Source organism: Pseudomonas sp. NFACC51 (genome assembly GCF_900103575.1).
GTDB lineage: Bacteria > Pseudomonadota > Gammaproteobacteria > Pseudomonadales > Pseudomonadaceae > Aquipseudomonas > Aquipseudomonas fluorescens_Q.
In genome coordinates, this window is record NZ_FMXH01000010.1 from 58,216 (window position 1) to 72,350 (window position 14,135).

The window sequence follows — 14,135 nt, forward strand, 5'->3', positions numbered from 1 at the left end:
CTCTGAAGCAAGCTCCGCTACTGGCGCGCGCTTCGCATGATATTCACCGGCCTAACTTACTACATTACCTACGACTCTGGCAGGCGCCGTCTGTAACCCTTTGTGAAACTTTGGCCGGGTAATTTTCGTTACACGGCTTTTTCAACGCGAGACAAAAAAAACTATCGCCTTCTATCAAAGACGCTCATCACTGGCCGCACCTTCAACACCACGAAAGCCCCGCGCGAGCAGATACTGTTCGCGAGAACGGTCACGGGATGACAATGGCTTGCGCATCTGCACCTTGTCGAACAATTTGCGGATGCCCTTGTGGTATTCGTCGAAGCCTTCACCCTGGAAGACCTTGATCAAAAAATCACCACCTGGCCGCAAAACCCGCCCGGCAAGATCCAGGGCCAGCTCGCTGAGGAACATTGCACGAGGCATGTCGACAGCCGCCAATCCACTCATATTGGGGGCCATATCGGAAATCACAAGGTCAACCTGCGTATTTCCGACGGCCTCCAGGATTTTCGCCAACACGGCGTCTTCCGTGAAATCGCCCTGGATAAAGGTCACATCAGGGATGCTGTCCATTTCCAGGATATCGGAAGCGATCAAGCGGCCCTGACCGCCAATCAGACGACTGGTCACCTGGGACCAACCGCCCGGTGCCGCGCCGAGATCGATCACGGTCATGCCTGGACGGATCAGGCGATCCTTTTCCTGGATCTCCAGCAATTTATAGCTGGCGCGAGAGCGATAGCCGTCTTTTTGCGCCATTTTGACGTACGGATCGTTGAAATGCTCTCTGAGCCAGTTCTGGCTAGTCTTGGAACGGGCCACGGGCCACCTCTAAAAATAAAACGGGTCGTGATTAAGTGGGCGGTCCCGGACTTGCTCGGGTAAACTGGCCGCCGCTTTTTACAAGATCAGACGCAGGGGTCAGATTATGCCGCTCACTCAAGAGCAGAAGAAACAATACAAATCCATTGGCCACCATCTGAAACCGGTTTTGACTGTGGCTGACAACGGTTTGACTGAAGGTGTACTCGCCGAACTGGAGCGCGCCTTGAGCGATCACGAGCTGATCAAGATCAAGCTCAACATCCTCGACCGCGAAGCCCGCCTGGCTGCCGTTGCCGAACTGTGCAAGACCGGCAAGGCCGACCTGGTGCAGGTCATCGGCAAGATGGCGCTGATTTATCGCAAGAATTTCAGCGTCAACAAGCAACTGTCGAACGTTCACCGCTTCAAGTGATGCCAAAGGGTCAAGGGTGTGCCTCGCACACCCTGCCACTCCACCCGGGAACCGGCTGCAACACCAGCACCAACCCGGAAAAACCCAGCACCAGGTAACTGAATGCCTGCCACTGGCTCGCATCCGGCCAGCCGAGACGCACCGCGAAGAACATCCCGCACGCGTACAACGACATGAGCAACAATTGCCCACGAATGTCGCGCCATAGACTGGCAAGGCCCTCGGCCTGAACCAGCACCAAAGCCTGAAATATTACGCACGCCGCGGAGAAACCCACCAGCAGCGCCGTCAGCATGCCTGCGATTTCATCGATGAGCAGCGGTGCCAGGCCGACTCGACCCAGCACCGGCAGCAAACCGACATGCAACAACCAGACGCCGCCCACCCACAACATCTGGGTGAGCTGCCAGATCATGGCGCCCGCTCGCAGCGGGCGCCTTCGTTCAGATGTGACGGACTTCGACAATCTCATACTCGATGACACCACCCGGCGTCTTCACCACCACCACATCGCCCTCTTCCTTGGCAATCAAGGCGCGAGCGATGGGCGAACCAACGGAAATCTTGCCGAGCTTGATGTCTGCCTCGTCCTCACCAACGATCTGGTAAGTGACGCTTTCATCGGTCTCGACGTTGGCGATTTCCACGGTAGTGCCAAAGATCACCTTGCCAGTGTGCGGAATCGTCGTGACATCGATGATCACCGCATTCTGCATGCGACCTTCGATGTCACGGACACGCGCCTCGACCATCCCCTGCTCCTCTCGGGCAGCGTGGTATTCGGCGTTTTCCTTGAGATCGCCCAGCTCACGCGCTTCACCAATAGCCTGGCTCAAGCGCGGGCGCTCGACCTTGGTCAGGAAAGCGTGTTCTTCTTCCAGGGCCTTCGCGCCCTGAACTGTCATCGGGTACTTGGTTATGCTCATGCCTTCAATCCTGCATGTAGATCCTGCAAGCGACGCACGGTCTTCTCGGGACCGAACTTGAGCGCTTCGCAGATCGCTTCGCCCGCAGCAATGGTCGTGGTGCAGTAGATCTTGTGCTGCAGCGCATTGCGACGAATGGAGTAGGAATCGGCGATCGACTGGCGACCTTCGGTGGTGTTGATGATCAGCGTGACTTCGTCATTCTTGATCATGTCGACCACGTGCGGACGCCCCTCGGTCACCTTGTTCACGCGGCGCACTTTCAGGCCTGCCGCTTCGATCAGCCTGGCAGTACCGGCAGTGGCGACCACTTCGAAGCCCAAGTTGATCAGATCACGGGCTACGCCTGCAACCAGTGGCTTGTCGTCATCACGCACGCTGATGAACGCCGTGCCGCCAGTCGGCAACACTTCGCTCGCGCCCATCTGGGCCTTGGCAAAGGCTTCACCGAAGGTATCGCCCACGCCCATCACTTCACCGGTGGACTTCATCTCAGGGCCGAGGATCGGGTCGACGCCAGGGAACTTGGCGAACGGGAACACCGCCTCTTTCACGCTGTAGAAGTTCGGAATGATTTCCTTGGTGAAATTCAGTTCCTTCAGGGTTTTGCCCGCCATGACCCGTGCAGCGATCATCGCCAGGGAAACACCGATGCACTTGGAGACAAATGGCACGGTCCGGGAAGCGCGCGGGTTGACTTCGATGACGTAGATGTCTTCGCCCTGCAGGGCCAGCTGCACGTTCATCAGACCGACAACGCCCAGCTCCAGGGCCATTTTCTTGACCTGCTCGCGCATCTCGTCCTGGATGTGCGCCGGCAGCGAGTAAGGCGGCAGCGAGCAAGCGGAATCACCGGAGTGAACACCGGCCTGCTCGATGTGCTGCATGATCGCGCCAATTACCACGTCTTTGCCGTCGCTGACCGCGTCCACGTCCATTTCGATGGCGCAGTTGAGGAAGTGGTCCAGCAGCACCGGGCTGTCGTTGGACACCTGGACCGCTTCACGCAGGTAGCGCTTGAGCTCGTCTTCTTGATAGACGATTTCCATCGCACGACCGCCCAGCACATAGGACGGACGCACCACCAGCGGGTAACCGATCTTGGCCGCGGCACGAATCGCTTCGTCTTCGCTGCGCACGGTGGCGTTTGGCGGCTGGCGCAGGTTCAGGCGCTCGACCATCTGCTGGAAGCGCTCACGGTCTTCGGCGCGGTCGATCGCATCCGGGCTGGTACCGATGATCGGCACGCCAGCGGCTTCAAGGGCACGGGCCAGTTTCAGCGGAGTCTGGCCGCCGTACTGGACGATCACGCCTTTTGGCTTCTCGACGCGGACGATTTCCAGCACGTCTTCCAGGGTCACTGGCTCGAAGTACAGGCGATCGGAGGTGTCGTAGTCGGTGGACACGGTTTCCGGGTTGCAGTTGACCATGATGGTCTCGTAACCGTCGTCGCGCAGGGCCAATGCCGCGTGTACGCAGCAGTAGTCGAACTCGATGCCCTGGCCGATCCGGTTAGGACCGCCACCCAGGATCATGATCTTGTCGCGGGTCGATGGCGCGGCTTCGCACTCTTCTTCGTACGTGGAGTACAGGTAGGCGGTGTCAGTGGCGAACTCGGCCGCGCAGGTGTCGACGCGCTTGTAGACCGGGAACACTTCCAGCTTGTGGCGATGCGCGCGCAAGCTCTTCTCGGTCACACCCAGCAGCTTGGCCAGGCGCATGTCGGAGAAGCCTTTGCGCTTGAGGCGGAACATGGTGTCGCGGTCGATGCTGGACATGCCCAGGGTCTTGACCTTCTCTTCTTCCTTGATCAGATCTTCGATCTGTACCAGGAACCAAGGGTCGATCATGTTCATGCCAAAGATCTGCTCGACGGTCATGCCGGCACGGAAGGCATCGGCCACGTACCAGATACGCTCGGCGCCCGGCACGGTCAGCTCGCGCTTGAGCACGCTCATGCTTTCCGGGTCGGCCAGGTCCAGCTTCGGATCAAGACCGCAGACGCCCACTTCCAGGCCGCGAAGGGCTTTCTGCAAGGACTCCTGGAAAGTCCGGCCAATGGCCATGACTTCACCGACCGACTTCATTTGAGTCGTCAGGCGGGCATCAGCCTTGGCGAACTTCTCGAAGGCGAAGCGTGGCAGCTTGGTGACGACGTAGTCGATGGACGGTTCGAAGGATGCCGGGGTCTTGCCGCCGGTGATGTCGTTCGACAGCTCGTCCAGGGTGTAGCCCACGGCCAGCTTGGCAGCGACCTTGGCAATCGGGAAACCGGTGGCCTTGGAAGCCAGGGCCGACGAACGGGATACCCGCGGGTTCATCTCGATGACCACCATGCGACCGGTGTTCGGGCAGATGCCGAACTGGACATTGGAGCCGCCGGTTTCCACGCCGATCTCGCGCAGTACCGCCAGGGAGGCGTTACGCAGGATCTGGTATTCCTTGTCGGTCAGGGTCTGGGCTGGCGCGACGGTGATCGAGTCACCAGTGTGCACGCCCATCGGGTCGAAGTTTTCGATGGAGCAGACGATGATGCAGTTGTCCTTTTTGTCGCGGACAACTTCCATTTCATATTCTTTCCAACCGATCAGGGATTCGTCGATCAGCAGTTCCTTGGTCGGCGACAAGTCGAGACCACGAGCGCAGATTTCTTCGAACTCTTCACGGTTGTAGGCGATGCCGCCACCAGTGCCGCCCATGGTGAAGGACGGACGGATGATGCACGGGAAGCCAAGGCGTTCCAGGACGGCGTTGGCCTCTTCCATGCTGTGGGCGATGCCCGAGCGTGGGCAGTCCAGGCCGATGGATTTCATCGCCTTGTCGAAGCGCGAACGGTCTTCGGCCTTGTCGATGGTGTCGGCGTTGGCGCCGATCATTTCCACACCGAACTTCTCCAGGACGCCTTCGCGCTCCAGGTCCAGGGCGCAGTTCAACGCGGTCTGGCCACCCATGGTCGGCAGCAGCGCGTCCGGGCGTTCCTTCTCGATGATCTTGGCAACGGTCTGCCACTTGATCGGTTCGATGTAGGTGGCGTCGGCCATGGCCGGGTCGGTCATGATGGTGGCCGGGTTGGAGTTCACCAGGATGACGCGGTAACCCTCTTCGCGCAGGGCTTTACAGGCCTGGGCGCCGGAGTAGTCGAATTCGCAGGCCTGGCCGATCACGATCGGGCCAGCGCCGAGAATCAGGATGCTTTTTATGTCTGTACGTTTTGGCATGGGTTTGTCACTCAAATCCGCAGGTCAGTCGGCTAGGCCGTCGAACAATCTTTGAAGCGCCCGAAGGGGCCGCCGCGCTCGGGGCCGCCCTCGGGCTTCTCGCGGTCAGCGTCGCTTGGCCATCTCGCTGATGAAGCGATCGAACAGCGGGGCCACATCGTTCGGGCCCGGGCTCGCTTCAGGGTGGCCCTGGAAGCTGAACGCGCTCTTGTCGGTACGCTCGATACCTTGCAGCGTGCCGTCGAACAGCGACTTGTGAATCGCGCGCACATTGGCCGGCAGAGTGGCTTCGTCCACCGCGAAACCGTGGTTCTGGCTGGTGATCATCACCACGCCGGTATCCAGGTCCTGCACGGGGTGGTTGGCACCGTGGTGGCCGTGGCCCATCTTCAAGGTCTTGGCGCCCGAAGCCAGAGCCAGCAGTTGGTGACCGAGGCAGATACCGAATACCGGGATCTCGGTTTCCAGCACGTCTTTGATCGCCTGGATCGCATAGTCGCAAGGCTCCGGGTCACCCGGGCCGTTGGACAGGAACACACCGTCGGGCTTGAGGGCCAGGACGTCGGCGGCCGGGGTTTGGGCCGGCACCACGGTGACGCGGCAACCACGCTCGACCAGCATGCGCAGGATGTTCAGCTTGACGCCGTAGTCGTAGGCCACGACGTGGTAAGGCAGCTCGGAAGCCTCGATCGTCGCGTGACTGTCGGTCTTCAGGTCCCAGACCGTGGAGCGCCATTCGTACTGTTTCTTGGTGCTGACGACTTTCGCCAGGTCCATGCCCTTGAGACCAGGGAAGCCCTGGGCAGCGGCAATGGCGGCTTCTTCGGAAATGTTGTCGCCGGCCATGATGCAGCCGTTTTGCGCGCCTTTTTCCCGAAGGATGCGGGTCAGGCGACGGGTGTCGATACCGGCGATCGCCACGACGTTGTTGGCTTTCAGGTAATCGGACAGGGACATCGTGTTACGCCAGTTGCTCGCTACCAGCGGCAAGTCACGGATGACCAGGCCGGCGGACCAGACACGATCAGACTCGGCGTCTTCCGGCGTAGTGCCGGTGTTGCCGATGTGCGGGTAAGTCAGGGTAACGATTTGTTGGGCGTAGGAAGGATCGGTAAGAATTTCCTGATAGCCGGTCATTGCGGTGTTAAACACCACCTCACCAACGGTCTGACCGTCGGCTCCAATGGCTTCGCCGCGAAAAATGCTGCCATCAGCAAGGGCGAGTATGGCTGGCTTAGTCAAGAAGACCTCCCGTAAATAAAGCCTGAAAGGGCGATCGCAGGTTGTAAAAAAGCGGAGTGACGTATGGACACGTCACCCCGCTTGTTCACTGAATTATTCTGCGCGCTTTTAGTGGACACACTAAAGCTGTAGCTTACAGAAAAAGGCTTTTTTGGTCCACCGCTAATGAGCCTTGAAGGCAGGGGAATGCGACAGGCCGTCGCGAAGCGGTGTAAAACGGGGCTCAGTATAACCTGAACCCCGCACCTAGGGGCATCAACGCAGGTCGAGAACGTCCTGCATGTCGTACAAACCAGGCTCGCGGCCATCCAGCCACAGTGCCGCGCGAACGGCCCCCTTGGCGAAAGTCATCCGGCTTGATGCCTTGTGGGTGATCTCCAGGCGCTCGCCTTCAGTGGCGAACAGCACAGTGTGGTCGCCCACCACATCACCGCCGCGCACAGTGGCGAAACCGATGGTGCTGCGCTCACGAGCACCGGTGTGCCCCTGACGCCCATACACTGCCACTTCCTGCAGATCGCGACCCAACGCATCGGCAATCACCTCACCCATGCGCAAGGCCGTTCCCGAAGGCGCGTCGATCTTGTGCCGGTGATGCGCCTCGATGATTTCGATATCCGCATCGTCACCCAAGACCCGGGCCGCCATGTCCAGCAGCTTCAGCGACAGGTTCACGCCCACGCTGAAGTTCGCGGCAAACACGATCGGAATGTCCTTGCCCGCTTCGGCCAGCAATTGCTTTTGCGCAGCATCCAGCCCCGTCGTACCGATCACCATGGCCTTGCCGTGCTTGCGGCAGATCGCGAGGTTTTTCAGCATCACTTCCGGCAAGGTGAAATCAATCAGTACATCGAACTCGTCGAGCACTTTCTCCAGGCCACCGGACATCGGCACGCCGATACGCCCCAGTGAGGCCAACTCGCCCGCATCGGCACCTACCAGCGTGCTGTCGGGCCGAACGATGGCCGCCGTCAGGCCGGAAAGCGGCGAGCGCTGCTGCACCGCCTCGACCAGCGCCTTGCCCATGCGCCCCGCAGCGCCCATCACAGCTATACGTCGCATGCGAACTCCTTACAGGTCGCCGAAGAAGCGTTTTACACCTTCGAACCAACCGGTGGTTTTCGGAGAGTGACTGTTGTCATCCGCCAGCGAGTTGCGGAACTCTTCCAACAGCTCACGCTGACGCCGCCCCAGGTTGACCGGAGTCTCCACCGCCACGCGGCACATCAGGTCGCCCGCACCACCGCCACGCACTGGCGCGACACCTTTGCCGCGGATCCGGAACTGCTTGCCGGTCTGCGTGCCCTCGGGGATTTTCAGCTTGACGCGACCGTCGAGGGTCGGGATCTCAAGCTCACCACCCAAGGCCGCATCAACGAAGCTGATCGGCACTTCGCAGAACAGGTGCTTGCCGTCGCGCTGGAAAATCGCATGCTCGCGCACATTGATGACCACATACAGATCACCAGTCGGGCCGCCCTGGGCACCTGCCTCGCCTTCGCCGGACAGGCGAATGCGGTCACCGGTGTCGACACCGGCCGGCACTTTGACCGACAGCGTCTTGTACTCTTCGACACGCCCTTCACCGTGGCAGGAGTCGCACGGATCGGAAATGATCTTGCCTTGGCCATGGCAACGCGGGCAGGTCTGCTGCACCGAGAAAAAGCCCTGCTGCATGCGAACCTGGCCGATGCCGCCACAGGTCGGGCACGTAACGGGCGAGGAGCCCTTCTTGGCGCCCGAGCCATCGCATGGCTTGCAATTGACCAGCGTTGGAACACGGATATTGACGGTAGTACCGCGCACCGCTTCTTCCAGGTTCAACTCCAACGTGTAGCGCAAATCGCTGCCACGCTGAGCGCCGCCACGGGCACCGCCGCGACCGCCACCGAAGAAATCGCTGAACACATCACCGAAAATATCGGAAAAGTTCTGACCGCCGAAACCGGCACCGCCGCCACCCATGCTTGGGTCGACGCCGGCATGACCGTACTGATCGTAAGCCGCGCGCTTGCTCGAATCGGACAGCACTTCGTAGGCCTCGTTGGCCTCCTTGAACATCTCTTCCGACGCTTTGTCGCCGGGATTACGGTCCGGGTGGTGCTTCATCGCCAGGCGACGATAGGCCTTTTTCAGGTCCGCCTCGCTGGCCCCCCGCTCGACACCCAATACTTCGTAAAAGTCACGCTTTGCCATTAGTCTTTGCACTCTTATAGGACGTCCGGCAAACCTCTCCTGAACCTTGCCAAACTCGTTGAGCCCCAATACAGGCCCGGACCCAACTCACGTCGATTCAACGATCCTGGTCTTAAGTTTTTCAGCCAGGGACCCGGCCAAAACGCGGTGTCCGCCGCTCGGAAAGCAGGAGCATTCCCGATCACACCGCCAGCATCCGAGCGTTGTCGCATGCTGTAAAAATTCATTGACTCCAGACACGCCAACGCGGGAGCAAGCTCCCGCGCGGCGACATCCTACCAGCCACCGCACAAATGCAGTCAACCGGCCGACCAACAAGCGATTACTTGTGGTCTTTCACTTCTTCGAACTCGGCGTCAACGACGTCGTCGGCTTTCTCGGCCGATTCGCCCTGCGCAGCCGCGCCTTCTGCAGGCTGAGCCTGTTCGGCGTACATTTTCTGAGCCACTGGCGCAGAGACCTTGGACAGCTCTTCGATTTTCGCTTCGATGGCGGCCTTGTCGTCGCCTTTGACGGCAGCTTCCAGGGCAACCACGGCCGCTTCGATGGCGGTTTTCTCTTCCGCGGTCACTTTTTCGCCAGCATCAGCGATCATTTTGCGAGTCGAGTGCACCAAGGCATCGCCCTGGTTACGAGCGCTGGCCAGTTCTTCGAACTTGCGGTCTTCCTCGGCGTTGACTTCAGCATCACGAACCATCTGCTGAATTTCTTCCTCGGACAGACCGGAGTTGGCCTTGATCACGATCGACTGAGTCTTGCCGGTAGCCTTGTCTTTCGCGCCGACGTGCAGGATGCCGTTGGCGTCGATGTCGAAGGTCACTTCGATTTGTGGCACGCCACGCGGTGCTGGTGGAATCTCGGCCAGGTCGAACTTGCCCAGGGACTTGTTCTGCGCGGCTTGCTTACGCTCACCTTGCAGCACGTGAATGGTCACTGCGCCCTGGTTGTCGTCGGCAGTCGAGAACACCTGGGATTTCTTGGTAGGAATCGTGGTGTTTTTCTCGATCAGCGCGGTCATTACGCCGCCCATGGTTTCGATACCCAGAGTCAGCGGGCTGACGTCGAGCAGCAGAACGTCTTTCACGTCACCAGCCAATACCGCGCCCTGGATAGCAGCACCCATGGCAACAGCTTCGTCAGGATTGACGTCTTTACGTGCTTCTTTACCGAAGAAATCGGTCACCAACTTCTGAACCAGTGGCATACGGGTCTGACCGCCAACCAGGATCACGTCGTTGATCGAACCAACGTCGATACCGGCGTCTTTCATAGCGATGCGGCAAGGTTCGATGGTGCGCTGAACCAGGTCTTCCACCAGCGCTTCGAGCTTGGCGCGGGAGATTTTTACGTTCAGGTGCTTAGGACCGGTGGCGTCTGCGGTGATGTACGGCAGGTTCACGTCGGTCGACTGGCTCGAGGACAGTTCGATCTTGGCTTTTTCAGCGGCTTCTTTCAGGCGCTGCATGGCCAGCGGGTCACCCTTGAGGTTCATGCCGCTTTCTTTCTTGAACTCGTCGACGAGGTAGTCGATCAGGCGGATGTCGAAGTCTTCACCACCGAGGAATGTGTCACCGTTGGTTGCCAATACTTCGAACTGGTGCTCGCCGTCGACTTCAGCGATCTCGATCACGGAAACGTCGAAGGTACCGCCACCCAGGTCATAAACGATCACGGTGTGATCGCCCTTGGCCTTGTCCATACCGTAGGCCAGAGCGGCCGCAGTCGGTTCGTTGATGATACGTTTTACGTCCAGGCCCGCGATGCGGCCAGCGTCTTTAGTCGCCTGGCGCTGGCTGTCGTTGAAATAGGCAGGCACAGTAATGACCGCCTCAGTCACCGCTTCGCCGAGGTAATCTTCGGCGGTTTTCTTCATTTTCTTGAGGATTTCAGCCGAGATCTGTGGCGGCGCCATTTTCTGGCCGTTCACTTCAACCCAGGCATCGCCGTTGTCAGCCTTGGCGATTTTGTAAGGCACCATCTTGATGTCTTTCTGGACGACTTCTTCGTCGAACTTGCGACCGATCAGACGCTTCACCGCGTACAGGGTGTTATGCGGATTGGTCACTGCCTGACGCTTGGCCGATTGGCCAACCAGAATCTCGCCATCATTGGCGTAAGCGATGATCGACGGCGTAGTACGCGCGCCTTCAGCGTTTTCGATGACCTTGGCCTTGCCGTTTTCCAGCACGGAGACGCACGAGTTGGTGGTCCCCAGGTCGATACCGATAATCTTGCCCATGTTAACTCTCCCGGAACTTGGATTTTGTTGCCGCAGCAGTGGTGGCTAACTGCGGTAGCACTTAAACGCTTGACATATAGATGGGGCCGCTACGACCGATTTCAAGCCTGCTCATCAATAGAAGGCGAAACCGGCGCTGGCGTCTTGCTGACCACGACCATGGCCGGACGCAGCAGGCGCCCATTGAGCAGATAGCCCTTCTGGAAAACCTTCAGCACACTGTTTGGCTCGACGTCGGCACTTTCCTGCATCGCCATGGCCTGGTGGTGCTCGGCGTTGAAGGGTTCGCCATGGGGATCAAGGGTTTCGAGCTGATAACGCTTGAGGGTGTCCTGGAACATCTTCAGGGTCAGCTCGATGCCTTCACGCATCGGACGAATGTTTTCGTCATCCGGGTTGGACAGTTCCAGGCCACGCTCCAGGCTGTCGATGATCGGCAACAGGTCGCCGGCGAAACGCTCCAGGGCGAATTTATGAGCCTTCTCTACATCTTGCTCGGCGCGACGGCGGACATTCTGCAGGTCGGCTGCTACACGCAACGCCTGATCCTGCGCACCGGCCAGTTGCTCCTCGAGCACTTGTACACGTGCCGCCAGGTCTTCACCGGAATCCTGGGAAGCCTGATTGGCGTCTAGATTTTGCGTGTCCTGCGTCTGTTCGTCAGCCATAGATTTCTCCTCTCAACTTCGTCCGCGAGCTCAACTCGCGCTTCTGCCCCGGTATATGGGGTCGGGTTTTGCAGCTTCAAGGGCCATCTGACGAATTAACCTTACAAAAAACAGCTGCATAACCATTCCCCGCCGCGCTAAGAAAATCATTTATCCAAGCAAATCGAGCTAAGCAAAGGCATTGTCAGGCCAAAACAAAACACTGTATAAATAACCAGACCTAAAGCCTGGGAGCGGCCTTATGCTGGTGCACCTGTCCGTACACAACTACGCCATCGTCGAACACCTCGACCTCGAACTTGATCGAGGCATGAGTGTGATCACCGGTGAAACCGGCGCAGGCAAGTCGATCATGCTCGATGCCCTGGGCCTGACGCTGGGCGACCGCGCCGACAGTGGCGTAGTGCGCCCCGGAGCGGACAAGGCCGACATCCTGGCGACGTTCGACCTGGTCGACATCCCCGAGGCCAGCGCCTGGCTGGCCGAACGCGACCTGGACACCGACGGCCTGTGCATCCTGCGCCGGGTCATCACCGCCGAAGGACGCTCCCGCGGCTACATCAATGGCACGCCCTGCCCCTTGGGCGACCTCAAGGCCCTCGGCGAGCTGCTGATCGACATTCACAGCCAGCATGAACACCAATCCCTGCTCAAGACCGACACCCATCGCCGCTTGCTGGATGAATACGCCGGCGCCACCGACCTGGCCCGACAGGTCCAACTGGCGGCCCAACGCTGGCGCCAAACCCGGCAGGAACTGGATCGACTCTCCAACTCCGGCGACGAACAGCGCGCCCGTCACCAGTTGCTGAGCTATCAGCTCGAAGAGCTGGAGAACCTGGCTCTGGGTGAAAATGAACTGGCAGAGCTGGAGCAGGAACACAAGAACCTGACCAACGCCGAAACCCTGCTGGGCATTTGCCGGCAAGTGGTCGAACAATGCAGCGAGAGCGATTCGGGCAATGTGCTCAATGCGCTGACAGCGAGCTTGAACCGACTCTCCAGTGTGAACAATTCGGTGGGCGCCCTGAACGAAGCGACGAACCTGCTGACGAGCGCGCAGATCCAGGTCGAAGAAGCCGTCGGGGAGCTGAATCGGTTCCTCGATCATTTCGATGCCGACCCGGCCCGCCTGCAGTACCTGGAAGAGCGCCTGGACACCATCTATACACTGGCGCGCAAGCACCGCATCCAGCCGGCCGACGTTGCCGAACTCCAGCAGCGGCTGCTGGAAGAACTGGAAACCCTGAACGCCAACGATGAATCCATCGAGCGCCTGGGGGACGAACTGGCTTCTTATGCCCGTCATTATCAGGAAAAGGCCAAGGAGCTCAGTGAACTGCGGCAGCACGCCGCAACAGGGCTGGCCAGCGCCGTGGAGCAGGAGATCCAGCGCCTGGGCATGCCCGGCGGGCGCTTCACCATCGAATTGCGCCCCAACGCTGGCGGCGAGCTCCAGCCCAACGGGCTGGAGCAAGTGGAACTGCTGGTCAGCGCCAACCCAGGGCAACCGCTCAAGGCCCTGGCCAAAGTCGCGTCCGGCGGCGAACTGTCACGAATCAGCCTGGCCATCCAGGTCATCACCGCGCAGACTTCTCGCGTGCCGACGCTGGTATTCGACGAAGTGGACGTGGGCATCGGTGGCCCAACCGCGGAAATTGTCGGCCAGTTGCTGCGCCGACTGGGGGAACGCGGCCAGGTACTGACGGTGACTCACCTGCCCCAGGTCGCCGCCCAGGGACACCAGCATCTATTTGTGCATAAGGTACGCGGCGAGGATGCCACTCGCACCGCCGTGTCCAAGCTCAACAAAAACGAGCGCGTAGAAGAAGTGGCGCGAATGCTCGGGGGCATCGACCTCACCAAGGAATCCCTGGCCCACGCGAAAAAAATGGTCGTTACCGCGAAAATCTGAGAACGGCAGAAAGCACGAAGGCGACCCTGGGGTCGCCTTCGTTCGTTTCGCGAACCGTAATAGTCCGCGCGACATGCTTACTTTTTCTTGCGTACGTACAGCACAAGATTGTGATCAACCATCTCGAAGCCATACTTGTCGACGATTGCTTTCTGCAGCCGCTCGATTTCTTCGTCGAAGAATTCGATCACTTCACTGGTCTCGACGTTGACCATATGGTCGTGATGCTTGCCGTCGTCCAGCTCGAAGACCGCATGGCCTCCGTCGAAGTTGTGCCGCACCACCAAGCCAGCTGCCTCGAACTGGGTCAGAACACGGTAAACCGTGGCCAGACCGACGTCCTCACCAGCCTCCATAAGCGCCTTATAGACATCTTCAGCACTCATGTGGCGTTGCTCGGCGGAATCGAGCATTTGTAGAATCTTGACCCGTGGCAGGGTCACTTTGAGGCCGGCTTTGCGTAGTTCGCTATTTTCAACCATGGTCAGCTT

At 59.4% G+C, this 14,135-nt stretch carries 12 protein-coding genes; 2 read left to right on the plus strand and 10 right to left on the minus strand.

Annotation, left to right across the window (positions count from 1 at the left end; all coding sequences use genetic code 11):
- Positions 1-174 precede the first annotated feature (174 nt).
- A complete protein-coding gene (rlmE, locus tag BLT00_RS20025; protein WP_060739222.1) occupies positions 175-825 on the minus strand; it encodes a 23S rRNA (uridine(2552)-2'-O)-methyltransferase RlmE in 651 nt (216 codons plus the stop codon).
- A gap of 106 nt (positions 826-931) precedes the next feature.
- Here rlmE and BLT00_RS20030 point away from each other — a divergent pair, with 106 nt between their 5' ends.
- Complete coding sequence (locus tag BLT00_RS20030; RefSeq protein WP_003197704.1) at positions 932-1,240, plus strand: YhbY family RNA-binding protein; 309 nt, start codon at positions 932-934, stop codon at positions 1,238-1,240.
- A gap of 10 nt (positions 1,241-1,250) precedes the next feature.
- On the opposite strand, the gene BLT00_RS20035 is transcribed toward BLT00_RS20030, so the two are convergent.
- The 8 genes from BLT00_RS20035 to grpE all read right to left on the minus strand — a co-directional run bounded on the left by BLT00_RS20035 (position 1,251) and on the right by grpE (position 11,729).
- Entirely contained in the window at positions 1,251-1,655 is a 405-nt protein-coding gene (locus BLT00_RS20035; protein ID WP_063322987.1) for a hypothetical protein, read from the minus strand.
- Between the two features lie 28 nt (positions 1,656-1,683).
- Positions 1,684-2,160, minus strand: a complete 477-nt coding sequence (gene greA / locus BLT00_RS20040) for a transcription elongation factor GreA (RefSeq protein WP_027911987.1) — start codon at positions 2,158-2,160, stop codon at positions 1,684-1,686.
- 2 nt (positions 2,161-2,162) lie between these two features.
- On the minus strand, positions 2,163-5,384 hold the full coding sequence (carB, locus tag BLT00_RS20045) for a carbamoyl-phosphate synthase large subunit (protein ID WP_063322988.1): 3,222 nt from the start codon (positions 5,382-5,384) through the stop codon (positions 2,163-2,165).
- A gap of 105 nt (positions 5,385-5,489) precedes the next feature.
- Positions 5,490-6,626 carry a glutamine-hydrolyzing carbamoyl-phosphate synthase small subunit gene (gene carA / locus BLT00_RS20050; RefSeq protein WP_063322989.1) on the minus strand — a complete coding sequence of 379 codons (1,137 nt, stop codon included), beginning with the start codon at positions 6,624-6,626 and terminating at the stop codon, positions 5,490-5,492.
- 255 nt (positions 6,627-6,881) lie between these two features.
- Positions 6,882-7,688 carry a 4-hydroxy-tetrahydrodipicolinate reductase gene (gene dapB / locus BLT00_RS20055; RefSeq protein WP_092146118.1) on the minus strand — a complete coding sequence of 269 codons (807 nt, stop codon included), beginning with the start codon at positions 7,686-7,688 and terminating at the stop codon, positions 6,882-6,884.
- 9 nt (positions 7,689-7,697) lie between these two features.
- On the minus strand, positions 7,698-8,822 hold the full coding sequence (dnaJ, locus tag BLT00_RS20060; protein WP_003197693.1) for a molecular chaperone DnaJ: 1,125 nt from the start codon (positions 8,820-8,822) through the stop codon (positions 7,698-7,700).
- 322 nt (positions 8,823-9,144) lie between these two features.
- A complete protein-coding gene (gene dnaK / locus BLT00_RS20065; protein WP_014336568.1) occupies positions 9,145-11,061 on the minus strand; it encodes a molecular chaperone DnaK in 1,917 nt (638 codons plus the stop codon).
- 101 nt (positions 11,062-11,162) lie between these two features.
- Entirely contained in the window at positions 11,163-11,729 is a 567-nt protein-coding gene (gene grpE / locus BLT00_RS20070) for a nucleotide exchange factor GrpE (RefSeq protein WP_013692249.1), read from the minus strand.
- A 241-nt stretch (positions 11,730-11,970) separates the two neighbouring features.
- On the opposite strand from grpE, the gene recN reads away from it, so the two are divergent.
- Positions 11,971-13,644, plus strand: a complete 1,674-nt coding sequence (recN, locus tag BLT00_RS20075; RefSeq protein ID WP_092146120.1) for a DNA repair protein RecN — start codon at positions 11,971-11,973, stop codon at positions 13,642-13,644.
- A 77-nt stretch (positions 13,645-13,721) separates the two neighbouring features.
- Here recN and fur read toward each other — a convergent pair whose 3' ends face one another.
- The gene (gene fur / locus BLT00_RS20080) at positions 13,722-14,126 is read right to left on the minus strand and encodes a ferric iron uptake transcriptional regulator (RefSeq protein ID WP_003197684.1); all 405 of its coding nucleotides are present in this window, start codon (positions 14,124-14,126) and stop codon (positions 13,722-13,724) included.
- Positions 14,127-14,135: the final 9 nt, after the last annotated feature.